Source organism: Pseudomonas sp. Pse1 (genome assembly GCF_024519635.1).
In the GTDB taxonomy this organism is placed as follows: Bacteria; Pseudomonadota; Gammaproteobacteria; order Pseudomonadales; family Pseudomonadaceae; genus Aquipseudomonas.
The window spans coordinates 129165-154077 of sequence record NZ_JALJRO010000003.1 but is presented as its reverse complement, the minus strand read 5'-3'; the positions used below and the strand labels follow the sequence as shown (position 1 = coordinate 154077).

Here is a 24913-nt window from a genome sequence, read left to right as displayed (position 1 = left end):
ATGCAGATGCAACTGATCCACCGCCATCGCGAGCAGGCTCGCTCCTACAGGGATCGGGGGCGGTCACAGGTGTGTCTGTGAATTCGCAGGTTAATCCCGGTAGTCCGGTGCTATCCGATCCAACAACCGCAACAACGCCTTCCACGCCAGATCCAGTGCATCCGGGTCGTTCAATTCGCCCTCGGCCAATGGCCGGTCAGGCTGGTTGAACTGGCGCTCGGTGTGGACGCAGACCTCGGGGGTGGGCAGCACCAGTTCGCCGCAGGCCTGAGCCGCGAGCTGGATGTCGCAGGCTTTTTCCAGGTAGTACATGCGCAGGAAGGCTTGGGCCACGCTGGCGCCGACGGTCAGCAGGCCGTGGTTGCGCAGCATCAGCACGCTCTTGTCGCCCATGTCCGCCACCAGCCGCTTCTGCTCTGCCAGATCGAGGGCGATGCCTTCGTAGTCGTGGTAGGCGATCCGTCCGTAGAACTCCATGGAAATCTGATTCACCGGCAGCAAGCCGCAGGCCAGCGCCGCCACCGCACAGCCGGCACGGGTGTGGGTATGCAGCACGCACTGAGCGTCTGCGCGGGCTGCATGCAAAGCACTGTGGATAACAAAGCCGGCCGGGTTGACCAGATGCGGACTGTCCTCCACCGCACGACCATCCAGGCCGATCTTGACCAGGCTCGACGCCGTGATTTCATCGAACATCAGCCCGTAAGGGTTGATCAGGAAATGATGCTCTGGCCCTGGCAAACGCACCGAGATGTGGGTGAAGATCAGGTCGGTCATGCGAAAGTGCGCGATCAGCCGGTAACAGGCGGCCAGCTCTTCGCGCAACCGCTGTTCGGTCGGATTCATGGACGCACCTGGCACTGCTCCAGGCCGTCGATCAAGGCCTGCCAATTGTCGAAGCCACGGCGCCCGATAAACACCAGGCGCGTACCGCTGGCGGTTGCTTCATCGATGGCCGGGAGGAACTGACTGCGGCTGCCGACGTGTTGCAACCAGTGCGCCTTGGCGCCCTGATCCAATACCACCAGACCTTTGACCCGGAACACATCATTGGGCAACGCCTGTAACCAGGCGCGCAGCCGTTCGACGTTGAGCGGCGCGGTGCCCTGCCACAGATGACTGCTGAACATCTCGCTGTGGTCGTCGCTGGCCACCCGCACCAGTGGCTTGAGTGCGCGCGGTTCCAGGTCCAGATCGGAATCTAGCCACAGCGCATCAGGCAACTGCGCCTGCACGCTTTCGTGAATCCGCGTACGCAACCCCAAGGCCTGACGCAGCGCCTGCAACTGTGTTTCGTCGACCAGATCGGTCTTGTTCAACAGCAGCAAGTCCGCCGCCCCGACCTGGGCCCGCGCCAGCCGCGCATACTCGCCTTCGAGCTGCAAATGGCGGGTGGCGTCGACCACGGTGATCACCATGTCCAGTTGCATCTGGCTGCGCAGTTGCGGATAGGCCAGGGTCTGCACGATGCGCTGCGGGTCGGAGACGCCGCTGCACTCGATGACGATGCGTTCCAGGCGCGGCTGCAATTGCGCCAGGCTGGTCAGTTGCGCCAGCAGGTCTTCCTGCACGGTGCAGCAGATGCAGCCATTCTGCAGGCTGTACACCGCATCGGTGACCTCGGAAACGATCGCCGCATCGATGTTCAGCTCACCAAAATCGTTGACGATGACCGCCAGCCGGCTGCCCTCGGCACGGCGCACCATGCGGTTGAGCAAGGTGGTTTTACCGGCGCCGAGAAACCCCGAGACGACGGTCACGGCGATGCGTGGGGAAGTCATTCTGCCTTGCCCTCCAGCACCGGTGGTTCACCCTGCCACACGGCCTTGAGGCCGATATCGCCGAGGGCGCCATGACGGTCGTAGACCAATTGCCCTTCGACGAAGGTCAGCAGCACCTGGGTCTGGTGGATGTAGTTGCGCGCCGGCTGGGCGAACAGGTCGCGGTCGATGACGATCAGGTCCGCCGATTTGCCGACTTCCAGGCTGCCGGTCGAATGCTCCAGGCCCATGGCCACGGCACCGTTGATGGTGATCACGTTGAGGGCTTGCTCGAGGCTGATCGGATCGCCGAAGCAGGACGGGTCGTCGTTCCACGGGTTCTGCCGGGTGACCATGGTTTCCAGCGCCAGCCACGGGTCGATCGACGCCACCGGCCAGTCGGTACCCATCACTGCCGTGCCGCCGGCTTCGAGCACGCCTTTGAAATCGTAGATACGCTTCAGGCGTTCCTGGCCATAGCCCGAGCGCGCACCGCTGGCGAACGGCGTCGGATACCAGGCGGCCGGGGAAAACTCGGCGATCACGTTGAGTTCCTTGAAGCGCGGCAGGTTGCCCGGATGCAGCAGGGTGCTGTGGGCGCACTGGTGACGTACGCCGCTGAAACCGTTGCGGCGACGGGCTTCGGCCACGGCATCGAGGAACACGTCAGAGGCGCCGTCGCCGGTGCAGTGAGCAATCACGCGGATGCCCTTGCGGTCCATGTCCACCACCATATCGGTGATGTGTTCTGGGGTCAGGTTGAGCTTGCCGCGCCAGTTTGCCTCTTCCGGCCATGGGGTCAGCAGGTAGGAGGATTTCGGCTCGACCGTGCCGTCGAAGTGGAATTTCACCGCGTTGGCGCTCAAGCGCGAGCTGCGGTAGTAGTGACGCTCACCGGCCAGCAATTCCCAACGCCGACGCACCGGGAAAATATCGTCCTGCCAACTGATCGCCGCTTCGATGCGCACGGTCAGTTCGCCGCTGTCGTCCAGCTCCTTGAGCGCCTGCAGGCGTTGCTCGCAGACATGAACGTATTTACTCGCGGTGACGCCACGGGAGCTCTGGAAATGCACACCGTCACGGTAGGCACGGCGCAGCACGCTGACCGGAGTCGGCGGCATGGCCGCGTGGATCATCGCGTAGGCGCCGTCGATCATCAGGCCGTTGGGCTCGCCGGTCAGTTCGTCGCGCTCGAAATAGCCGTTGCGCGGGTCCGAGGTGTGGCGGTCGATGCCGGCCAGTTCCAGTGCCTTGGAGTTGACCATCATGGTCCCCCACATGCGGTCGAGCAGTGCCACCGGGCGGTCCGGCATGACGCTGTCGAGCCAGGCGCGACCCGGAGTCAGGCCGGCTTCGCGGAAGGTGTAGCGCACCCAGTACTGACCGTAGATCCAGCCGTCGCCGGGGTGGCTGTCGGCGTAGGCAAGGATGCTTTGGCGCAGTTGCTCGGGAGTCGGGTCTTCGATGCCGACATCCAGGTCATCGCTGTAGCGCGGTGCCAGGGCGAGGTCGGGGTGGGTGTGCATGTCGTGCAGGCCGGGCATGCAGAACGCGCCGTCGAGATCATGCATGCGGGTGTTCGGGCCCTTGAACTGTTGCAGCTCGTCGAGGCTGGCGACACCGATCAACTTGCCGTCGCGAATGGCCACGGCTTCGGCCCATGGCCGCGACGGGTCTTGGGTGTAGATACGGCCGTTCCCGAGGATCAGGTCGGCGTAAACGCCCCGCGCGGAATGGGTAGAAGAAAAGTTGTCGGACTCAGCCATGCAAGCCACCTATGGGTTCAATGCCAGTGAAAGGTCTACCGCGCTCAAAAAGGCTGCGTGGACCCAGACGAATGGCGCTAGTATTGTTGAATCAACCAATACAACAATCGATTTTTTTTGGCCTGATCGTTCAATTTAAGTCACCATAACTGGCACTTTGCTCTCGGCTCGGAATCAGCAAAATACGCCGCCACCCTCACCCTCAACCCTGGCAGGACTTTCTATGCGCTTTCCTTCGATGACAGCCCTTCGGGCTCTGGACGCGGTCGCCCGATTGGGCAGCGTGTCGGTGGCCGCCCGCGAACTGAACCTGACGCGCAGCGCCATCAGCCATCAGATCAGCAAGCTCGAGGAGTGCGTGGGCTTTGCCCTGACCGAGCGCATTGGTCGCGGAATCGGCCTGACCTATCAGGGCGAGCGCTATGCCCGTGAGGTCCACGGCATCCTCCTGAACCTGCTGGACGCCGGGCAACCGGTGAACGACCAGGAAGTCTCCGGGCGCCTGTGCGTCAGTTGCGCCCCGGGCTTCGCCACCTACTGGCTGTGCCACCACATCGGCGCGTTCCTGCGCCAGTACCCGCAGGTGCAGTTGCAGTTGATTTCGCCGAAGTCGCCGGACGACACCCACAACAGCAACGTCGATCTGTTCATTGCCTACGGCATTGGCGACTGGCCGGAAATGGAGGTTGAGGAAATCGTCGCATTGCGCTTTTTCCCGGTGTGCAGCCCACGCCTGATCAACGCACTCGGCGGCCTGAAAAGTCCGCAAGAGCTGAGCGACTACCCGCTGCTGCACATGACCGATTATTCGGACTGGCGGATCTGGCTGACCGCCGCTGGGGCCACGGGGGTCAATGCCATGAGCGGCATTCTGTTCTCCGATGCGCACTGCGCGCAGTCGGCTTGCATAGCGGGGCAAGGGATCGCCATTGGCGACAACCTGATCAGCGGCGACGCATTGTCCAAGGGCCTGCTGGTGCGCCCGTTCGATATCACCATTGATCTGCACCGCGGCTACTACCTCGCCACCGACCCGCAAAAGGCTGAACGCCGCGTGGTGCGCGCCTTCAGCAGTTGGGTCAAGACGCAATTGCAGTCTTCCCATCAGACCTGGCAGGACACGCTGTAAGAAGGTCTGAAGCCACTGGGCAATTGAGTAATTTTTTTGACCAATACCCGCAAAATAATTCCATTGATGTAGCAATGCTTTTAACAATAATGAGGTCAAGCCCCTGTCGGATTAATCCCCGCCTCGCCTGTCGCAGTGGCAATAAAAAGAGGAATTCCATCGTGTCCAGCGGTTCAGCCATCCAGCTCAGCGCACAAGGTATCAGCCAGTATTACGGTCGTTTCGCCGCGCTGGATAATGTCGATCTCGACGTCCGCCAGGGCGAGTTCCTGACCCTGCTCGGCCCGTCCGGTTCGGGCAAGACCACCTTGCTGATGATCCTCGCCGGCTTCCTCAGCCCGACCTCCGGCAAGTTGATGGAACAGGGCGTCGACATCATCAAGCGCTCCGCCGAGAAACGTAACTACGGCATGGTGTTCCAGGGCTATGCGCTGTTCCCGCACATGACCGTGGCGGAGAACGTCGCCTACCCGCTGCGCATCCGCAAAGTCGGCGCCGAGGAGCGCCAGCGTCGGGTCAAGCACATCCTGGAAGTGGTCGGCCTCGGTGCGCAGATGCACAAGAAGCCGGCCGAGATGTCCGGCGGCCAGCAGCAACGGGTGGCGATTGCCCGGGCGCTGGTGTTCGAGCCGGAACTGTTGCTGCTCGACGAGCCGCTGTCGGCGCTGGACAAGAATTTGCGCGAACAGCTGCAAACTGAATTGCAGCGTATTCATCGTCAGGTCGGCACCAGCTTCGTGTTCGTCACCCACGACCAGAACGAAGCCCTGGCCTTGTCGTCGCGCATCGCGATTTTCAATCACGGCAAGCTGACTCAGGTCGACACCCCGGAGAACATCTACAACCGCCCGGAGAGCCGCTTCGTCGCCGAATTCCTCGGCAAAATGAACCTGTTCCCGCTGCACGACACCACGCGCAACGGCCCGACCGCCAGCGGACGCTGCGGCGACAGCGTGCTGCACGCCCAGGCGCCTTCGCCCCTGAGCAAGCAACCGATCGTGCTGGCGGTGCGCCCGGAACACATGGACCTGCACAGCGAGCGGCCGAACCGCGAAGGCTACAACGTGATCCCCGCGCAGCTCACCGACAAGGTCTACCAGGGTTCCAGCACCCATCTGGCGCTCAAGGTCGGCGGCGACAATCTGCCGATCAATCTCTCGGTCCCCGGCAATCACCCTGGCGCACAGATGCCCAGCGGCGCCCCGGTGTGGCTGAGCTGGCCGGTGCAGCAGAGTTTCCTGCTGCAAGCCTGATCGCCCGAACAATGCGTCACGAAGCTCTCTTTTAACCAATAACAACAGCGGACCACCGCCCACCGAGGACTTGCCATGCGCCAGGATCATCAACGCGACTGTATTGAAGTGCTTATCGAAAAGGCCCGTGGCGGCGAGATCAACCGACGCACCTTCATTCAGGCCATGGGCCTGTTGGCGGCGGTGCCGTTGGCGTTGCGCAGCGGCATCAGTTGGTCGGCGGACAAGCCGCTGGTGGTGGTCAACTGGGGTGGCGACGCCCTGACTGCCTTCCGTTCGGCCTGGACCGACACCTTCACCAAGAACACCGGGATCCAGGTGCGCATCGACGGCGCCGGACCGACCGAGGGTGCCATTCGCTCGCAGCTGGCCAGCGGTCAGCCGAGCTGGGACGTGGTCGACGTCGAGAGCTACAGCGCCATCGTCCTCGGCAAGGAAAAGATCCTGCAGCCGCTGGACTACAGCGTGATCAAGCGCGATCAGGTGGCCCCGGCACTGGCCTCGGACCACGGCATCGCCAGCTACCAGTTCAGCTACGTGATGGCCTGGGACAGCGAGAAGTTTGGCGACAACGGTCCGAAAACCTGGGCAGATTTCTGGGACGTGAAGAAATTTCCCGGCAAACGCACCCTGTACAAGTGGATGAACGGCATGCTCGAAGCAGCCTTGCTGGCTGACGGTGTTCCCGCTGATCAGCTGTATCCGCTGGACGTGGCACGCGCCTTGAACAAGATCGACGAGATCAAGCCACACGTGCTGTCGTTCTGGAGTTCGGGCGCCGAGAGCCAGCAGTTGATGGTCGACGGCGAAGTCTCGGTCGGTGCGATCTGGCACACCCGCGCCAAGCTGCTCAGTGAAGACACCGAAGGTCGGGTGCGCTGGAGCTTCGACAACGGCTTCATCAACTCCAGCAGTTGGGCGGTGTTGAACGGCAATCCGGCCGGCACGCCAGCGGCGATGCAGTTTATCCAGCATGCGCTGCAGCCCGAAGGTCAGCTGAAGTTGTTCGAACTGCTGGGCAATGGGCCGTCCAACAGCGCCACCGAGAAACTGATGTCGGCCGAGCAACTGGAGGCCAACTGCGCGTCCGAAGCGAACCTGAAAAAACAGATCGCGCTCAATGCCCAGTGGTACGCCGACAACTATTCAGCCGCCCTGGAACAGTACCTGACGCGACTGTCCAAGTGAGCCCTCGATCATGACCATGACCTTGACCCTGAGCAAACCCAAGCCCCGGTTCAGTTCGCCGGCGCTGGAGCGCAGCCTGCTGCTGTTGCCGCTGCCGGTGTTGCTGCTGATCTTCTACGTGCTGCCGTTTCTTGGCGTGGTCGGCTGGAGCTTTTCGCTGCCGACGCCGGGCATCGAGCAATATGAGCGGATTGCCACGGACCCGGCGATCCACGAAATGCTCTGGCGCACCTTGCGCCTGTGCCTGACGGTCAGTTGCCTGGCGCTGTTGATCGGCTACCTGCTGGCCTACTGCTGGGTGTTCAGCCCGCCGTTCTGGCAGCGCGTGGTGGAAATCTGCATCTTCATTCCGTTCTGGATCTCGGTACTGGTGCGGGCCTTCGGCTGGTTGATCGCGCTGCGCAGCAACGGCGTGCTGAACAATGGGCTGATGGGCATGGGCCTGATCGATCAACCGCTGCAGCTGAGTCGCAACGAAATCGGCGTGGTGATCGGCATGCTCCACGTAATGATTCCGTATGCGGTGTTCCCGCTGCTGTCGAGCATGCGCCAGTTGGACCAACGCATCCTGATGGCCTCCCGTGGTTTGGGTGCCGGGGCGTTGCGCACCTTCTGGCAAGTGTTGCTGCCACAGACCCTGCCGGGGGTGCTGGGTGCGTTCATCATGGTCTTCGTGTTCTGCCTGGGCTTCTTCATCACCCCGGTACTGCTGGGTGGCGGACAGACCGTCATGATCGCCGAATACGTGTTCCTGCAAATGTTCCAGACCAGTAACTGGGGCCTGGGTGCAGCGCTCAGCGTGGTGTTGCTGGCCCTGGTCAGCGCGCTGATCTGGGTCCTGCTGAAAATGACCCGCGTGAACCGCCTGGTAGGCTGAGGTTACTTATGAACACCCATCGCACAAGCCTGAGTACCCGGCTGCTGGCCGTAATTGCTATGGCCTTCATGCTGTTCCCGCTGCTGACGGTCATTCCGGTGTCCTTCACCAGCAAACGCTTCCTGTCGATGCCCGAGGGCAATTGGTCGATGCGGCACTACGAGGCACTGGTGAGCAATCCGGACTGGTTCCATGCCATCAGCCAGAGCCTGACCATCGCCCTCGCCACCAGTGTCATCGCGACCCTGCTGGCCGCCAGCTTCAGCCTCGGCATCTGGTACTCGCGCTCGAAACTGGCCACCGCGCTGATCGGTCTGGTACTGCTGCCGATGGCGATTCCGCCGGTGATCTCGGCGCTGGTGCTGTATTTCATGGAAACCAAACTCGGGCGTTTCGCCCCGGGCATGGGCTATGACACCTTGCCCGGTGTTGTGATTGCCCACGTGATCATGGTCGTGCCCTACGGTGTGGTGACCATGCTGGTTGCCCTCAGCCAGATCGACCGACGCATCGAACTGGCCTCGCGCAACCTCGGCGCCAGCTTGATGCAGACCACCTTTATGGTGATCCTGCCGAACCTGAAACTGGGCCTGGCCTCCACCGCGCTGCTGGGGTTTGCCCTGTCGTGGGAGGAAGTGGCGGTGACGCTGTTCATCACCAGCGTCAACGTCGACACCCTGCCCAAGCGGATCTGGAGCGGCTTGCGCGACAACGTAGACCCGAGCGTGGCGGCGATTTCGGTGTTGTTGATTTCGCTGACCCTGCTGGTGTTGATTGGCCGCCTGGTGGTCCAACACCTGGCCGACAAGCGTGCGCAGAAACTTCTGCATCCGTAACGCGCTTACCCCCCGAGAGAGCCCCGCGTTTGCCTGGCATGCGCGGGGCTTTTTTCGTTTATCCCCCGCCGTCCCTGTAGGAGCGAGCCTGCTCGCGATGGTCGTCAACGATGACGCGAACATCCTGAATGCACGCGGCGCCCTCAGGTTTTTCGCGAGCAGGCTCGCTCCCACAAGGAGTTTGCGGTGGACGCTGATCTCGTGATCAGCCACAAACATTGCAGGAACGAAAACATGACCAGTCACCCGTTCATCCGTGACAACGCCGCCCCGCTCCCATAAATTAGGCGGCCCGAAAAGCCCTAGGGCTTTCTCGCCCCGATCCAGTTAGAGAAGTAGTGAAATTTCAATGTCAGATTCCAACACCGCTGAATCCGTAGTCACCCTGTCGTCCAAAGCGGAATACGAAAACTCCATCAATCTTTCACAACACGTGCCCCAGGCCAAAACCATCAGCGAGATGGTGCTGGACGCCTTTCACAGCAACAAGGAAAGCGAGCAGATTCGCGAACTGCGCGCGGCCATCCGCGAGGCCCATGACCGTTTCGACGATGACCAGGCCTACGAACTGATGGGCCAGCTCAAGCAACTCAAGGACGCCGAGGCCGCCGACAGCGCCGCCCTCGAAGACCTCAGCAGCAAGTTTCCGATCAGCCGCATCCTGTCGAGCTTCAAGGATGACCCGAGCTTCCAGGAACTGGTCTACGGCCTGGCCCTGAAAGTGCTGAACCAGACTCACCAGGCCATCAGCAACCCGAGTGGCGGCAAAGGCAAAAGCGCCCGGGTGAAGAAAGAAGCCGAGGTGTTCAGCATCAGCAAGGACGGCGTCAGCGTCACCCTGCCCCTGCGCACCCCGCGCTCGAAACCGAGCGTCGACCGCGAAGCCTTCGAATTCCTCGGCTTCAGCTTTGTCGGCGAAGGCGATGAGCAGGAACTGACCAGCGAGACCTTCCTCGACCACCAGGGCAACGAACAACCCGCCACGCGCAAAGCCATCATCACCGCCCTGCAACAACAGACGGCGTTTGAGGGGTACAGCATTACTGCGCAGTAAATAGATGCCTGACACACCGCCTTCGCGAGCAGGCTCGCTCCCACAAGGTTTTGAACTGCGCCAAACGACACAACACCTGTAGGAGCGAGCCTGCTCGCGATGAGGCCATAAGCTACACCACTTGCACTTCATCGCTGGCTCGCTCCAACAAAAAGCCCCGCTCTTCTCTCGAAGGCGGGGCTTTTGTATTGCGGCAAAGCTTATGGCGCGTAGGTCAGCAACAGCTCGGTCGGTACCTTGAAGTCCAGCGACATCATCACGCTCAGGGCGGTGATGGTGAAGATCGAGAACACGAACAGCTTGCGTGCCCAGACCGTGTCATCCACTGCCTTGTAGCCGGTCCAGGCCATGTACAACCAGTACATGCCCATGGCCGCGGCGACGGCCAGGTAGCTCATGCCTGCGTAACCACTGAAGGTCAGCATCAAGGTCGCTACCAGGAACGCCAGGATGTAGAACAGGATGTGCTTCTTGGCCACCTGGATTCCGCGCTTGACCGGCAGCACCGGGATCGATGCGGCCAGGTAGTCGTTGAAGCGGAAGATCGCGATGGCGTAGGAATGCGGCATCTGCCACAGGCTGAACATCACCAGCAGGGTCAGCGCAGCCATGTCGAAGCTGTTGCTCACTGCCACGTAACCGATCACCGGCGGCATCGCACCCGACAGACTGCCCACCAACGTGCCGTGAACCGACTTGCGCTTGAGGTACAGGCTGTAGAAGCCGACATAGATGATGAAACCGATTACTGCGAACAGTGCGGCCAGCGGGTTGGCGACCTTGTACAGCAAGGCAACCCCGGCAACGCCCAGGACGGTCGCGTAGACCAGTGCCAGTTTCAGGGAAATCAGGCCCTGCACCAGCACGCGGTTCTTGGTGCGCTCCATCTTCAGGTCGATGTCACGGTCGATGCAGTTGTTGAACACGCAACCCGAGGCCACGACCAGGGACGTGCCGATCATCGCGGCCAGGAAAATGGCCAGATCGACATGCCCCTTCGAGGCCAGGAAAAATCCGCCTGCCACAGAAAGCACGTTACCGAAAATGATCCCCGGTTTGGTGATTTGGATAAAGTGCTTAAAGGACATCCGGACTTACCTCACTTCGCCATCATGAACGTGTGGATGCTGAACATGATCCACAGCGACAGGCCAACCAGCAGGACAATCACGATCGCAGCGAAAACAAACGCAATGACGTTGTTACGCTGGGCGGCCGAGCGGTCCATGTGCAGGAAGTACACCAGGTGCACCAGCACCTGGATGATCGCGAACGCCAGGACGATCCACAGGGTGATCGACTTCGGCAGCGATGGGTACATCACCAGGCCGAACGGGATCACGGTGAGGATCACCGACAGGATGAAGCCGATGGCGTACGACTTGACGCTGCCGTGACCGGCTTCGTCGTGGGAGTGTGATGCGTTAGCCATTTACAGAGTCCCCATCAGGTAAACAACGGTGAATACGCAGATCCACACAACGTCCAGGAAGTGCCAGAACAGGCTCAGGCAGCTTAGACGCGTCTTGTTGGTCGCCGTCAGGCCGTGTTTGTTGACCTGATACATCATGATCGCCATCCAGATCAGACCGCTGGTCACGTGCAGACCGTGGGTACCAACCAGGGTGAAGAAGCCGGACAGGAAGCCGGAACGGCTAGGGCCGTAGCCCTCGGAGATCAGAACGTGGAACTCGTTGATCTCCATGCCGATGAAGCCGGCACCGAACAGGAAGGTCATGGCCAACCAGCCCAGGACCTGCTTCTTGTTGCCCTTGAAGAAGGCCAGCATGGCGAAGCCGTAGGTGATCGAACTGAACAGCAGCAGAGCGGTTTCGCCCAGTACGTACGGCAGTTCGAAGATGTCGTGGCCCGACGGGCCACCCGCTACGTTGTTTACCAGTACCGCGTACACCGCGAAGATCGACGCAAACAGGATGCAGTCGGTCATCAGGTAGAGCCAGAAACCGTATACGGTCATCTCGCCCGAGTCGTGGTGGTGGTCATCGTGCCCATGTCCATCGACATGGGTGTGTCCAGCATTGGTCACTAAGTTCGACATGGTTTAAGCCTGTTCCAACGAGGTTTCAACACGGGTGGCAGTAGCAGGGACTTTCCCGGCGGCAACCAGACGCTTGTGCTGCTCGGCTTCGATGCGCTCGATCACGTCGACCGGCACCATATAGCCTTGATCATCACGGGCCGCGTGGATCGCGAAGTAGATCACGGTGCCCGCAAGGCTCGCGATTGCCAGCCACCAGATGTGCCAGATCATCGCGAAACCGAACACGGTCAACAGCGCGCCCATCACCACACCGGTCGCGGTGTTGTTCGGCATGTGGATCGGCTGGTACTTGGCCGGAGCCTGGTACGCAGTGCCGTTTTCCTTGGCTTCGGTGAACGGGTCGATGCAGTCTGCTTTTGGCAGCACGGCGAAGTTGTAGAACGGAGGTGGCGACGAGGTCGACCATTCCAGGGTATGGGCATTCCACGGGTCACCGTGTTCGCACATGTTTTCTGGCAGCTTGCGGTCACGCACGCTGACGTACAGCTGGATCAGCTGGCAGGCGATGCCGACAGCGATCATCACCGCACCGAACATGGCCACGTACAGGTACGGGACCCACTCAGGGTTGGTGGTGGCGTTCAGACGACGGGTCATGCCCATGAAGCCCAGTACATAGAGCGGCATGAACGCGACGAAGAAGCCGGTGATCCAGAACCAGAATGCAGCCTTGCCCCAACCTTCGTGCAGCTTGAAGCCGAACGCTTTAGGGAAGTAGAACGCGAAACCTGCGATGTAGCCGAATACCGCGCCGCCGATGATCACGTTGTGGAAGTGCGCGATCACGAACAGGCTGTTGTGCAGGACGAAGTCCGCACCCGGGATGGCCAGCAGTACGCCGGTCATGCCGCCGATGGCGAAGGTCACCATGAAGCCCAGGGTCCACAGAACCTGGCTGGTGAAACGCAAACGGCCCTGGTAGATGGTGAACAGCCAGTTGAATAGCTTCACACCCGTCGGGATCGAAATCAGCATCGTCGCCAGGCCGAAGAAGGCGTTGACGCTGGCACCCGAACCCATGGTGAAGAAGTGGTGCAGCCAAACCATGAAGCCCAGTACCGAGATCGCGCCCGAGGCGTAGATCATCGAGTGGTGGCCGAACAGTTTCTTGCCGGTGAACGCCGAGATCACTTCCGAGAAAATGCCGAATGCCGGCAGGATCAGGATGTATACCTCAGGGTGGCCCCACGCCCAGAACAGGTTGACGTACATCATTGGATTGCCACCAAGTTCATTGGTGAAAATGTGGAAATCCATGTAACGGTCAAGCGTCAGCAGTGCCAGGGTAGCGGTCAGGATCGGGAACGAAGCGACGATCAGGACGTTGGCCCAGGTGCAGGTCCAGGTGAAGATCGGCATGTCCATCAGTTTCATGCCAGGGGTACGCATTTTCAGTACGGTCGCGAGGAAGTTGACCCCCGTTAGCGTCGTACCTAACCCGGATAGCTGTAGCGCCCAGATGTAGTAATCCATCCCCACGCCCGGGCTGAATTGCAGGCCCGACAGCGGCGGATAGGCAACCCAACCGGTCTTGGCGAATTCGCCGACGCCCAGGGACAGGTTGATCAGTACCACGCCGGAAACCAGCAGCCAGAAGCTCAGGGAGTTCAGGAACGGGAAGGCAACGTCACGCGCGCCGATCTGCAGCGGCACTGCAAGGTTCATCAGGCCAGTGAAGAATGGCATCGCCATGAAGATGATCATGATCACACCGTGAGCGGTGAAGATCTGGTCATAGTGTTCAGGCGGCAGGTAGCCAGGCGAACCTTCGGTGGCCATGGCCAACTGGGTACGCATCATGATGGCGTCGGCAAAGCCGCGCAGCAGCATGACCATGGCGACGATGATGTACATCACGCCAATTTTCTTGTGGTCAACCGAAGTCAGCCACTCGGTCCAGAGATAGGTCCACTTCTTGAAGTAAGTGATACCCGCGAACAGTGCCAGACCACCCAGCGCGATCATGGCGATGGTCACCATCACGATCGGCTCGTGGAACGGGACCGCTTCCCAACTTAATTTACCAAACATCTTTTACTCCTCTGCCCCGGCAGCTGAATGCGAGTCCATGTCCGTAGCGGCCACTTCTTTTTCTTTCTTCTCGTGCTTGACCTTCGGACCCGGTTTCATGCCTTCGTACTTGTCGACGATGGTCTGGAACAGGTTCGGCGTCACCGACGAATAGAGTTCAACCGGGTTGTTCTGGCTTTGCTTGGCAAGAGCCGCGTATTCAGCTTGTTCAAGCTGTTTAGGTGACTTTTTGACTTCACTTACCCAGGCGTCGAATTCTTCCTGAGTGGTGGAAATAGCCTTGAATTTCATGCCGGTGAAGCCAGCGCCGCTGTAGTTGGCGGAGATACCGTCCATTTCAGCGTTGCGATCAGCGATCAGGTGCAATTTGGTCTGCATACCCGCCATCGCGTAGATCTGGCCGCCCAGGCCCGGGATGAAGAACGAGTTCATCACGGCGTCGGAGGTGATGCGGAAGTTGATCGGCGTGTGGGCCGGGAACACGATCTTGTTGACCGTGGCAATGCCTTGTTCCGGATAGATGAACAGCCACTTCCAGTCCAGCGCGACCACTTCGATGGTCACCGGCTTCACGTCGGATTCGATCGGACGGTACGGGTCCAGTTCGTGAGTCGACTTGTAGGTGATGTAACCCAGGGCAATGATGATCAGCACCGGAACAGTCCACACCGCGATTTCAATCTTGGTGGAGTGGTTCCATTTAGGCGTGTAGGTCGCCTTGGTGTTGGAGGCGCGGTATTTCCAGGCGAACAGGAACGTCATGACGATCACCGGAATAACCACCAACAGCATCAGCAGCGTGGCGGTGATGATCAGGTTTCGCTGTTCCAGGCCAACCTGGCCCGTGGGATTGAGCAAGGTCATGTTGCAACCTCCCAGCAACAACGTGCCGAGCAGCGGCACTAAGCCTAGTAGTCTGGGGTACCTGTTTTTACTCATCTCACGACCTCTAAAGCAGCTTGCGCAATGCAGTTGGGTTTTGATCGCCAACACTTCACCCTGCCAAGGGTTGGCATTTTTCTTGGATTGAATAAGGGCTTGCCCGTCATGCGTTAAACGCGCAGTGACATCACCTCGGCGAGCGCTGGTTTCTTATTCGAATTCGTGGTCAAAGGCCTTGTCACAGACCAATTCCATTTGGTGCGGAAAATTGGAAGGCACCGACACCTGGGGTCGCATGGAGCACTCAAACCGCCCCTCGACCACCCTTCGCTGCTCAGGGATGAGCAGTGCCGGAATTTCAGTGCGGGCGATTGTAGATATGTAGCGTTTTATAAACCATGTCTCATCCCGAAATAATTTTTATCGGATACAGCAACAATCATTAAATAAATTCGTAATGATCGCCTATCTTATCGCGATTAATTCTCAACAAGAACCCCAAAAAATGTAGGTCTACTGGGCGCATTTCAGACAGCTTCGTCTTTCAGCAGTCGCCGCCGCCCTCGCCAAAGCCCCCTTTTCACAAGGCCTCTGGCCATTTGCTGGCCGCTGTTAAAATTGCCTGGCTCCCGCGACGAATAGGTCCTGGCCCAATCCGCTTCAGGCTCGATTTTCTGTATCAATCCATAACCAAAAGTGGAATTTGAAATGCACTGCGACACTTTCTCTGTGACAACATGTCGCACATGTGTCGCGCCCGAACTTGCGTCACGTCATGGTCTTCCCATGCAGTGGCCAAAACGCAAAACGCCCCGGCCTCTGTCGAGGGCCGGGGCGTTGTTTTCAGCTAGGGAGGCCTGAGGTCAGCGACCCTGCTTCAGCTGTTTGCGGTTACGCGAAACCAGCAGCGGCACCAGCACCACGATCAGCACGAAGGCCACCAAGGCCCACTGCGCCAGCGACAGGCCGAGGATCGGCGGGTAAGGCGTGGAGCAGAAACCGTCGACCTGGAAACCCAGCGGGAAAATCTTCGCCAATGGCAGGTCATCGACAATTGGCTGGAGCACGTCGATGCCGCAGCTGACCGCAGGATAGAACTGGGTATAGACGTGGTGCCCGGCCGTCGCGGCTCCCGCCAGGGCGAAGATCACCACCAGCACTTCAAAGAAACTGATGCTGCGTCGGGTACTCATGGCCGCCCCGGCAAAGGCACTGATGGCGATCAGCAACAGCGCGTAACGTTGCAGGATGCATAACGGGCAAGGTGCCTCACCCAGAACGATCTGCATGTACAACGCCCCGCCGATCAACGCCAGGCAGATCAGCCCCAGCAACACCAGATAGCGCCGCTCACGGCCCAGGCGCATGGTTTCCTCGTTCATTCCGGTTTCCTTAGTCATCAATGCAGGTAGTGGCCTGGTGCAGATCCCTTGTGGAACTTAGATCTTTTGATTGATGCCGCCCCCTGTAGGAGCGAGCCTGCTCGCGATGGACTCAAAGACAGCGCATTTACTCAGGTATGACGCGTAATCGTTGACGACCATCGCGAGCAGGCTCGCTCCTACAAGGGATCTGCGTTCCAACATCAGGGAAAGGTTTTCCAGCGACAGGCAATGCCCGCCAGTGTACACGCCGCACGCGGGCATGCAGCACGCGCCGTGGTGTCGGACGTTTCGCCAGCGGCTCAACAGAAGGGAATTAACGGCAGGGGTATTAACAGCGGATTAAAGAAAAGGGGCTGTGGCGCCAAGTACGCGCCAACAGCCCCTTGCGCATGTAGCAGCGCTGATTATTCCAGCGCAGCCGCCGGACCGAAGAACTCGTAGCGGCTCTGGCTTTCCGGTACGCCCAGTGCCTTGAGGTGACGCTTGACCGCCGCCATGAAGCCTTTAGGCCCGAGGAAGTAGGCATCCAGGTCGCGTTGCTCCGGCAGCCAGTGCGCCAGTTGTTCCTGACTCAGGAGCCCGACCTTGTGCGCCGCCGGGCTGACACCGTCGTCCTCGGCATAGCAGTAGAAGCGCGTGAGTTGCGGGTGACGCTCGGCCAGTGCGTCGATCCAGTCGCGGAAGGCATGCACGCCGCCGTTGCGCGCGCAGTGGATGAAATGCACCGGGCGCTCAGTGGCCAGCGCCGCTTCGAGCATCGCTAGGGTCGGGGTGATGCCGACACCACCACTGATCAGCACCAGCGGCTTGTCGCTGGCCGTCAGGATGAAATCCCCGGCGGGCGGGAACAGTTGAATGCTGGCGCCGACCTGGAACTGGTCGTGCAGGTAATTTGAGGCACGGCCGCCGGCTTCGCGCTTGACGCTGATGCGGTACTGGCCGTCAGTGCCCAGGGACGATAGCGAGTAGTTGCGACGGATCTCTTCACCGTCGAGGAACAGCTTCATGCCGATGTACTGCCCGGGCTCCGCCGCCAGGATCGGCCCCTTATCTGCCGGTTCGAAGTAGAACGAGGTAATTTCGCTGCTCTCTTCCACCCGTTTGGCCAGCTTGAACTCCCGCGCCCCGCGCCAGCCGCCGACGGCCTCGGCTTTCTGGTCATAGATTGCCGCCTCGGCACCGATCAGGATATCCGCCAGTTGGCCGTAGGCCGCGGCCCATGCGCTCATCACTTCTGGCGTGGCAATCTCGTCGCCGAGCACTTCGCTGATGGCGCGCAACAGGCAACTGCCGACAATCGGGTAGTGTTCCGGGAGGATTTGCAGGGCAACGTGCTTGTTGATGATCTTCGCCACCAGGTCACCGAGCTGGTCAAGCTGGTCGATGTGCCGGGCATACATCAGTACGCCATTGGCCAGGGCACGGGGCTGGTCGCCGCTGGCCTGATGGGCCTGGTTGAACAGCGGGCGCACTTCGGGGTACTCGGAGAGCATCATGCGGTAGAAATGGGTGATCAGGGCTTCTCCACCGCTTTCCAGCAAGGGCACGGTGGATTTGACGATGGCACGGTCTTGGGCACTAAGCATTAGGGTGACTCCTGCACGACGGCTTTTCTAATGAGTTGCCCTTCTCTAATCAGCTTTCGTGCCACCTTTAAAAACTTTATAAATCAATAGCTTAATTTTAAAGTAGTCATATCGACACGCTAGCACTTATAGTCATACAGACTACACGGAGTCATTATGACTGCAAAAGCCTTGCTCACTACCCTGCTGCCCCTGGTCTCCGACCTGTCCCGCGAATTGCCCGAAAGCGAGCGCTATCGACGCCTGCTCGAAGCGATGCGCGCCCTGCTGCCCTGCGACGCTGCCGCTCTGTTGCGCCTGGACGGTGAGTGGCTGGTACCACTGGCCGTCGACGGCCTGAGCACCGACACCCTGGGCCGCCGCTTCAAGGTCAGCGAACACCCACGCTTCGAGGCCCTGCTGAGCAGTCCCGGGCCCACCCGCTTTGCCGCCGACAGCGACCTTCCGGACCCCTACGACGGTCTGGTGGATGGCCTGCACGAGAATCTGGAAGTCCACGACTGCATGGGTTGCCCGCTGTTTATCGATGAGCGCCCCTGGGGCCTGCTGACTCTCGATGCGCTGGACCCGGAACGCTTCGAGCCGATCGAGCTGGACGCCCTGCAAGCCTTTGCCAGCCTCGCCGCCGCCACGGTCAACGCCGCCGAGCGCATCGAACGCCTGGCCAACCGGGTCGAGGACGAGCATCAGCGCGCCGAGGTCTATCGCCAGGCCAGCGGCCAGTTGCAGCGCGAAATGATCGGCCAGAGCAAAGCCCACAAACGCCTGGTGGAAGAGATCGACCTGGTCGGTGGCAGCGACCTGACGGTGTTGATTACCGGCGAAACCGGGGTCGGCAAGGAGTTGGTCGCCCAGGCTATTCATGCCGCCTCAAAGCGTGCCGACAAGCCGATCATCAGCCTCAACTGCGCGGCGCTGCCCGATACCCTGGTCGAAAGCGAGCTGTTCGGCCATGTCCGTGGCGCCTTCACCGGCGCCACCAGCGAGCGGCGCGGCAAATTCGAACTGGCCAATGGCGGCACGCTGTTTCTGGATGAGGTCGGCGAGCTGTCGCTGACGGTCCAGGCCAAGTTGCTGCGGGTGCTGCAGAGCGGCCAATTGCAACGCCTGGGTTCGGACCGCGAGCATCAGGTCGACGTGCGCCTGATCGCCGCCACCAACCGCGACCTGGCCGAAGAAGTGCGCAGTGGCCGTTACCGCGCCGACTTCTACCACCGTCTCAGCGTCTACCCGTTGCGAGTGCCGGCGCTGCGTGATCGAGGGCGCGACGTGCTGCTGCTCAGCGGCTACTTTCTCGAGCAGAACCGCTCGCGCATGGGCCTCAACAGCCTGCGGCTGACCAGCGATGCCCAGGCGGCGCTGCTGGCCTATGGCTGGCCGGGCAATGTCCGCGAGCTGGAACACCTGATCGGCCGCAGCGCGCTGAAAGCCTTGGGCAATGCTCGCGAACGGCCAAAGATTCTCAGCCTCAGTACCGCTGACCTGGATCTGCCCCATGACACATTTCCGGCGTCGCCGTTGTCCGAAGCGCCCGCTCCGGTGAATAAGGTCACCGGCGATTTACGCCAGGCCACCGAGCATTATCAACGGCAATTGATCAGTGCCTGCCTGGAGCGCCACCAGCACAACTGGGCCAGCGCCGCCCGAGAGCTGGGCCTGGACCGGGCGAACCTAGGGCGCATGGCCAAGCGGTTGGGGTTGAAATGATTATTCGACCTGTAGGAGCCAGCCCCCGCTTGCGGCTGGCCGGCGAAGGCGACGGACCTGCCACACCGTGGTGACTGGTTCACGGCGTTGCGGCGTGCCGAAAAGCCAGCGCCTACAGGGGATGGATGTGCCGAGTTATTGGCTAAAGCCAGCCCCTCACAGGTCGATAACCTGATACCAGCGTTCCACAGAAGGTTTTTATGTCCACAACCAAAGCCCGCGCAGATTCCCTATCGCTTCTGCTGTTTACCTTGCGCAGCGGCAAGCTAATGGCGATCAACCTGCTGAAAGTCAGTGAAATCATCCCCTGCCCGCCCCTCACCCGGTTGCCGGATTCCCACCCGCACGTCAAAGGCATCGCCACCTTGCGCGGTAACTCGCTGTCGGTGATTGATCTGAGCCGGGCGATTGGCGAGCGTCCGTTGGTGGACCCCGACGGCGGCTGCCTGATCGTCACCGAAGTCAGCCGCTCCAGGCAGGGCCTGCATGTGCAGGCGGTGAGCAAGATCGTGCACTGCCTGACGTCGGACATTCGCCCGCCGCCCTACGGCTCCGGCGGCGTGCGTTCGTACATCACTGGCGTGACCTCGGTCGACGGTACCCTGGTGCAAGTCCTCGATATCGAAAAAGTCATCCATGGCATCGCTCCGGCGCCGCTGGAAAACGCGCCTACCGAATTGAGCATGGAAGAGGCCGAATTGCTCGGTAACGCGCGGATTCTGGTGGTCGATGACAGCCAGGTGGCGCTGCAACAATCGGTGCACACCCTGCGCAACCTCGGCCTGGAGTGCCATACCGCGCGCAGCGCCCGGGAAGCCATCGACTGCCTGCTGGACCTGCAGGGCACTGCGCAGCAAATCAACCTGATTGTCTCGGACATCGAGATGTCCGAGATGGACGGCTACGCCTTCACCCGCACCCTGCGCGAAACCCCGGATTTCGCCCATCTCTACGTGTTGCTGCACACCTCACTGGACAGCGCGATGAACAGTGAGAAGGCTCGCTTGTCCGGCGCCAACGCACTGCTGACCAAATTCTCCTCGCCTGAACTCACTCAGTGCCTGATCACCGCCGCCAAAGCGGTGGCACAGCAGGGCGCTTGAGCCATGGGCGAGGCCTGGTGCCTGCTGCTGCGACGTGATTTGCGCGATGTTCTGCCGAACGCTGAGTGGCCGGTGGGCATCAACCTGAGCACTTATCAACCGGCCCAGGCGGCGGCTGTCCATCAATTACTGAAAGCCGGCTACCAAAATGGTGGCGGCAGCGTGCCGGCCCTGGACGACTGGCGCGAGCGCTTCGAGCGTGACGCCGAATACGATCCGCAGTTGTGCTTTATCGCGGCGGACAGTCAGGGCATCGTCGGGGCGATCCAGTGCTGGACCAGTGCCTTCATCCACCACCTAGTGGTGCATCCACGCGCCCAGGGCCGGGGCCTGGGGTGGGCATTGCTGCTACACGGGTTCGATGTATTTCAACAAAGGCGCGAAGGTTATGTCGACCTGAAGGTCATGGAAGACAACCATCGGGCGCGGCGGTTGTACGAAAAGGCTGGCATGTATGTAGTCCACCGAGAATTGCTGGTGGATTGAAGGTGTTCGGTAAAACCGTCGCGAAGTATCCGGCATACTCCGGGACCTCTTTTTGTAGGAGCGAGCCTGCTCGCGAAAAGCCAAAGGGCGCCGCGTACATTCAGGATTTTCGCGTGATCGTTGGCGTTTTTCGCGAGCAGTCGAGCCTCGACCGGCTGCTCCTACCAGAACAAACACAACTGCGGAGCCACACCATGAAAAACCCCGCCCTGCTCTTCCTCACCCTGACCAGCCTCGCCACCCAGGCCCACGCCTCCAGCCCCGATGCCTGGGCCGCCTTCGACAAAGCCGTGCTCGCCAGTTGCACCAAGGCCAGCCAACTGAGCCACGTCAAACCGGTAGGCAACGCCGCGCAGTTCGATGATCGAGTCGGCTATACCGCGATGCTGCTGCAAGGCCAGTACCCGCAGAAACACATGAAGGGCCAGACCGGAACCGAGCTGTGCCTGTATCACAAGAAAAGCAAAACCGCCTACGTGACTGAGTGGGACTCGGTGCGGGCGACCGGCAAAGGTCAGTGACTGACGCGTTTTTCGATAGGCCGGGTCAGGTGAGCCTTGCCACGTCTTGAGCAGGCTCTCCAGCCGGCCTCGTCAGACCTCCAACTGGATATCGAACGCACTCGCCAGACGCTTGCGTCCTTTGGCTGTGACGGTCAATGCACGAGAGTCCAGGGCGCGCACAACCCATTTTTCCCGCACCATATGGCCCAGCAGCGCCGCGCCTAACGTGCCGCCGACATGGGCGCAGCGCTGGCTCCAATCCAGACAGGGATAAGCAAACCGGCGCCGCGTCGGGGTATCGGCAGAAAGGTCCATCCCCATTCGGGTCAGGCGCTCGATGCCCTTGGGGGTCAGGCCATAGTCACCTTGCTCCTGGTACATCCACTCGCCCGCCAACAAGGCATCATGCAACAGGACCCCGACCTCCCCGGCCAAATGGTCATAACAGGTACGGGCGTGGCGCAGATGACACGGCGTGGAGGGTTTGAATGCTGGCGACTCGAACGAAGTGAGCGACAGCAGTCCTTCCAACGCCTTGGCAACATCGGCGCTCGCCAGTTGGAAGTACCGATGTTTTCCCTGGGAAACCAGCGTCACCAGCCCTTGCTCCAACAACTTCTGAAAATGACTGGATGCCGTGGAAGGACTCCTCTGCGCGACTACTGCCAGTTCGGTGGCCGTACGGGCCCGACCATCCAGCAAGCAGCACAACATTCGCGCCCTGGCCGGATCGGCAATCGCCGCCGCGACGTTGGCCAGACGCAACTCGGATTGCTCGACATCCATTATTCGATACTCCTCGAAGTGAGACGTTATCCGCCAGCATAACCTATGGCTCAACATGGAGGAGATGGCGATGAAGAACTCGGCTTTTTTTGGACAAACCGTACTGAGGTGTACGTTCATCCTGGCATTGGTCGGCTGGGGCGTGGGGTTTTACGGGCCGCCTATTTACATGCAGGCCGTGATGGACCGTACAGGCTGGCCAATCACACTGGTATCGACTGCCGTCACCCTGCACTTTCTCAGCGGCACAGTGGTCATCGCCAACCTGCCGCGGATGTATGCCCGTTTCGGAGTGCCTGTCGTTACGTTGCTGGGCAGTATCACTCTGGGCGTCGGGGTGAATCTCTGGGCTCAGGCCAACCAACCGTGGGTGCTGAATGCCGGCGCCCTCTGTTCGGGCATTGGCTGGGTGACACTGGGAGCCACCGCCGTTAATACCTTGATCGCCCCGTGGTACATCAAGGAGCGTCCCAAGGCCTTGGGCAAGGCGTACAACGGTGCCAGCCTGGGCGGGGTGATTTTCTCGCCCTTGTGGGTGTTCCTGATTGAACGCTTCGGCTTTGGCATGGCGGCGTTGGTGATCAGCCTGATGGCAGTGGTGCTGATGGGCACCCTCGCCTTTCTGGTCTTCAACAAAACCCCGCAAAGCCTGGGGCAACATCCCGACAACGCAGTATCACTGGAACCCAGCGCAACCACCGCCAACGCCGCGCCCTGGACTGCCGCACAGACGCTCAAGTCAGCGAAGTTTCGCTCCCTGGCGGCCGGTATGTCGCTGGGCCTGTTCGCGCAGATAGGCTTGATCGCTCACCTGTATTCGATCCTGGCGGGACGCATGGGTGCCCAGGACGCCTCCTTCGCCATGGGTCTTGCCACCGCCAGCGCAATGGGCGGTCGATTCATTGCTGCTCGCCTGATGAGCCGGGGCGTCGACCGTCGTCAATTGGCCTGCCTCGGCTACGCGATCCAGATGAGCGGAACGCTGATGCTGCTTGGCCTGGACAGTCACCCGGCGGTAGCCTGGGTGGCGGTGCTGCTGATTGGCTCAGGCATCGGCAACGCCACCTCCCTGCCACCGCTGATCGCACAGACCGAGTTCAGCCGCGAACAAACCGCCAAGGTGATCGCGCTAATGGTGGCAATCAGTCAAGCCACTTACGCCTTCGCCCCCGCGTCCTTCGGACTCATACGCGCAAGCCTCTCCAACCCCGGCGAGGCAATCGTCGCCCTCGTTATGGCCGCCGTAATAGTCCAAACACTGGCCATCCTGTCGTTCTATCTCGGTTCGACCACGCGCCCACTGGGCAAAGCGCTCTATTAACCTATCGGCAGCCTGCTGGAAAATGGCGCACTCCTTGCTTCGTGGCCGTCCCCTGCGATGGTTTTCCGTCATCGCTGATACGTGGCCGGCTTTTCCATGAACACGAAGTTTTCCTGTGTAGGTTGCGGTAAGTGCTGCAGTGACCACCATGTACCCCTGACCCTCGCCGAAGCGCGGATGTGGGCCGCGGACGGCGGTGCCGTGATCGTGCTGGTGGAGGGTTTTCTGAGTAATGGCCTGGGCTTGCCAACCGAACAGCGCGAGCATGCGCAACGGCGCTCGGTGGCGGTGCCCAGTGGCGCAGCCAAGGCCTACGTGACGATCACCTTTGCCGCGTTCAACCCTGGACGCTGCCGGAATCTTGACGAGGAAAACCTTTGTCGGATTTATGAGCGGCGACCGCTGGTGTGTCGGATCTATCCGATGGAAATCAATCCGCATATTCCGCTGAACCCCGGCGCCAAGGACTGTCCACCGGAGTCGTGGGAGCGGGGTCCTGAATTGATTGTCGGTGGTCAATTGGCTGATCTGGAGTTGGCGAGCCTGATCGAACAGTCGCGCCAGGCCGACCGTGATGACATTCGAATCAAGGAAGCACTCTGCCGGCGATTGGGAATTCGCACCAGTGCGCTCAAAGGCGACGGTTTTACCGCGTACTTACCGGACATGACGGCATTTGCCCAGGCGCTGGAACAGGCTCAGGCAGATGCGTCAGTGGATGCGGTCGAGGAGTGGCAGTTTCATGTCTCGGGCGACAGTGTCGCCGAACAGATGCAGGCCGCCGGGGCGTGGTGGACCGTGGAACAACCGCAGACTTACGCGTTTATTTCATTGCGTGCGGCGTGATCCTTATGGCCGCCTACGGCGGATCGTCGGAACGCCGCCCGGAGCGAGCCTGCTCCCACAGGGCGTCAGCGGAGTTTCAGCAGGACTCAGCGTTTGCCCATCGAACGGCGGGTGCCTGGAGGCGCGGCGCCTGGCACTTTGGTATGGCCATTTTTCGCGCCATTCTTGTACCACGGCTGATTGCCCTGCTTGGCCGCAGCCAGTTCGCCCGGCTTGAACGGAAACTTGAAGGCCGGGATCGCGGCTTTGCTGTCGCTGTCGGCGCTGGAGTCGACGCTGTCTGGCAGGTCAGCCTGGTCGTCAGCCGCAGGCATTTGTGTCGGGGAAGTCATGAATGCTCCGGTGTTGCATT

Annotated in this window: 24 protein-coding genes and 1 pseudogene; 13 read left to right on the top strand and 12 right to left on the bottom strand. The window is 60.6% G+C overall.

Going from position 1 to position 24913, the window contains the following annotated elements; genetic code table 11:
* Positions 1-90: 90 nt before the first annotated feature.
* From NR126_RS05800 to NR126_RS05790, 3 genes are read right to left on the bottom strand one after another with little or no spacing between them, the layout of a single operon-like run.
* Complete coding sequence (locus NR126_RS05800; protein WP_256829867.1) at positions 91-846, bottom strand: class II aldolase/adducin family protein; 756 nt, start codon at positions 844-846, stop codon at positions 91-93.
* Complete coding sequence (locus tag NR126_RS05795; protein WP_256829866.1) at positions 843-1781, bottom strand: GTP-binding protein; 939 nt, start codon at positions 1779-1781, stop codon at positions 843-845. Before NR126_RS05795 ends, NR126_RS05800 begins: the two co-directional genes overlap by 4 nt.
* Complete coding sequence (locus tag NR126_RS05790; RefSeq protein ID WP_027619602.1) at positions 1778-3526, bottom strand: amidohydrolase; 1749 nt, start codon at positions 3524-3526, stop codon at positions 1778-1780. The genes NR126_RS05795 and NR126_RS05790 overlap by 4 nt, the downstream gene beginning before the upstream one ends.
* Before the next feature lie 223 nt (positions 3527-3749).
* Between NR126_RS05790 and NR126_RS05785 the strand changes: the two genes are divergently transcribed.
* From NR126_RS05785 to NR126_RS05755, 7 genes and pseudogenes are all read left to right on the top strand, one after another.
* Positions 3750-4655, top strand: a complete 906-nt coding sequence (locus NR126_RS05785) for a LysR substrate-binding domain-containing protein (protein ID WP_105754780.1) — start codon at positions 3750-3752, stop codon at positions 4653-4655.
* Between the two features lie 161 nt (positions 4656-4816).
* Positions 4817-5908, top strand: a complete 1092-nt coding sequence (locus NR126_RS05780) for an ABC transporter ATP-binding protein (RefSeq protein ID WP_027619600.1) — start codon at positions 4817-4819, stop codon at positions 5906-5908.
* Between the two features lie 75 nt (positions 5909-5983).
* On the top strand, positions 5984-7096 hold the full coding sequence (locus NR126_RS05775) for an ABC transporter substrate-binding protein (protein WP_027619599.1): 1113 nt from the start codon (positions 5984-5986) through the stop codon (positions 7094-7096).
* A 10-nt stretch (positions 7097-7106) separates the two neighbouring features.
* A complete protein-coding gene (locus NR126_RS05770) occupies positions 7107-7973 on the top strand; it encodes an ABC transporter permease (protein ID WP_081786382.1) in 867 nt (288 codons plus the stop codon).
* Positions 7974-7981: 8 nt separating this feature from the next.
* The gene (locus NR126_RS05765) at positions 7982-8809 is read left to right on the top strand and encodes an ABC transporter permease (RefSeq protein WP_027619597.1); all 828 of its coding nucleotides are present in this window, start codon (positions 7982-7984) and stop codon (positions 8807-8809) included.
* Between the two features lie 97 nt (positions 8810-8906).
* Positions 8907-8984 (top strand): annotated as a pseudogene (locus NR126_RS05760) (outer membrane lipoprotein carrier protein LolA); the annotation flags it as partial.
* A 174-nt stretch (positions 8985-9158) separates the two neighbouring features.
* A complete protein-coding gene (locus NR126_RS05755) occupies positions 9159-9863 on the top strand; it encodes a hypothetical protein (protein WP_256829865.1) in 705 nt (234 codons plus the stop codon).
* A gap of 200 nt (positions 9864-10063) precedes the next feature.
* Here the strand turns inward: NR126_RS05755 and cyoE are convergent, their stop codons facing one another.
* The 7 genes from cyoE to hmpA form a co-directional block, all read right to left on the bottom strand.
* Positions 10064-10951, bottom strand: a complete 888-nt coding sequence (gene cyoE / locus NR126_RS05750; RefSeq protein ID WP_027619593.1) for a heme o synthase — start codon at positions 10949-10951, stop codon at positions 10064-10066.
* An 11-nt stretch (positions 10952-10962) separates the two neighbouring features.
* Positions 10963-11295 carry a cytochrome o ubiquinol oxidase subunit IV gene (gene cyoD, locus NR126_RS05745; RefSeq protein WP_027619592.1) on the bottom strand — a complete coding sequence of 111 codons (333 nt, stop codon included), beginning with the start codon at positions 11293-11295 and terminating at the stop codon, positions 10963-10965.
* Positions 11296-11922 carry a cytochrome o ubiquinol oxidase subunit III gene (locus NR126_RS05740; protein ID WP_027619591.1) on the bottom strand — a complete coding sequence of 209 codons (627 nt, stop codon included), beginning with the start codon at positions 11920-11922 and terminating at the stop codon, positions 11296-11298.
* A gap of 3 nt (positions 11923-11925) precedes the next feature.
* Positions 11926-13956 carry a cytochrome o ubiquinol oxidase subunit I gene (gene cyoB / locus NR126_RS05735; protein WP_027619590.1) on the bottom strand — a complete coding sequence of 677 codons (2031 nt, stop codon included), beginning with the start codon at positions 13954-13956 and terminating at the stop codon, positions 11926-11928.
* A 3-nt stretch (positions 13957-13959) separates the two neighbouring features.
* Positions 13960-14895: a ubiquinol oxidase subunit II gene (cyoA, locus tag NR126_RS05730; RefSeq protein ID WP_027619589.1), complete on the bottom strand. Its 936-nt coding sequence runs from the start codon at positions 14893-14895 to the stop codon at positions 13960-13962.
* Between the two features lie 806 nt (positions 14896-15701).
* Positions 15702-16220 (bottom strand): disulfide bond formation protein B, encoded by a 519-nt coding sequence (locus tag NR126_RS05725; RefSeq protein ID WP_027619588.1) that lies wholly within the window; start codon positions 16218-16220, stop codon positions 15702-15704.
* Positions 16221-16627: 407 nt separating this feature from the next.
* Complete coding sequence (hmpA, locus tag NR126_RS05720; protein WP_256829864.1) at positions 16628-17809, bottom strand: NO-inducible flavohemoprotein; 1182 nt, start codon at positions 17807-17809, stop codon at positions 16628-16630.
* 156 nt (positions 17810-17965) lie between these two features.
* On the opposite strand from hmpA, the gene norR reads away from it, so the two are divergent.
* The 4 genes from norR to NR126_RS05700 all read left to right on the top strand — a co-directional run bounded on the left by norR (position 17966) and on the right by NR126_RS05700 (position 21626).
* A complete protein-coding gene (gene norR / locus NR126_RS05715) occupies positions 17966-19516 on the top strand; it encodes a nitric oxide reductase transcriptional regulator NorR (protein WP_256829862.1) in 1551 nt (516 codons plus the stop codon).
* 200 nt (positions 19517-19716) lie between these two features.
* Positions 19717-20619, top strand: coding sequence for a chemotaxis protein CheV (locus tag NR126_RS05710; RefSeq protein ID WP_027619585.1), 903 nt, complete (start codon positions 19717-19719; stop codon positions 20617-20619).
* Positions 20620-20622: 3 nt separating this feature from the next.
* Positions 20623-21105: a GNAT family N-acetyltransferase gene (locus NR126_RS05705; RefSeq protein ID WP_256829860.1), complete on the top strand. Its 483-nt coding sequence runs from the start codon at positions 20623-20625 to the stop codon at positions 21103-21105.
* Positions 21106-21299: 194 nt separating this feature from the next.
* Positions 21300-21626 carry a hypothetical protein gene (locus NR126_RS05700; RefSeq protein ID WP_105754823.1) on the top strand — a complete coding sequence of 109 codons (327 nt, stop codon included), beginning with the start codon at positions 21300-21302 and terminating at the stop codon, positions 21624-21626.
* A gap of 72 nt (positions 21627-21698) precedes the next feature.
* On the opposite strand, the gene NR126_RS05695 is transcribed toward NR126_RS05700, so the two are convergent.
* Positions 21699-22394 (bottom strand): helix-turn-helix transcriptional regulator, encoded by a 696-nt coding sequence (locus tag NR126_RS05695; RefSeq protein WP_256829859.1) that lies wholly within the window; start codon positions 22392-22394, stop codon positions 21699-21701.
* Positions 22395-22464: 70 nt separating this feature from the next.
* On the opposite strand from NR126_RS05695, the gene NR126_RS05690 reads away from it, so the two are divergent.
* Together NR126_RS05690 and NR126_RS05685 are read left to right on the top strand one after the other, a co-directional pair.
* Entirely contained in the window at positions 22465-23715 is a 1251-nt protein-coding gene (locus NR126_RS05690; RefSeq protein WP_256829858.1) for an MFS transporter, read from the top strand.
* A gap of 96 nt (positions 23716-23811) precedes the next feature.
* The gene (locus NR126_RS05685; RefSeq protein ID WP_027619580.1) at positions 23812-24561 is read left to right on the top strand and encodes a YkgJ family cysteine cluster protein; all 750 of its coding nucleotides are present in this window, start codon (positions 23812-23814) and stop codon (positions 24559-24561) included.
* Positions 24562-24647: 86 nt separating this feature from the next.
* On the opposite strand, the gene NR126_RS05680 is transcribed toward NR126_RS05685, so the two are convergent.
* Positions 24648-24893: a hypothetical protein gene (locus tag NR126_RS05680; RefSeq protein ID WP_256829857.1), complete on the bottom strand. Its 246-nt coding sequence runs from the start codon at positions 24891-24893 to the stop codon at positions 24648-24650.
* Between the last annotated feature and the right edge of the window lie 20 nt (positions 24894-24913).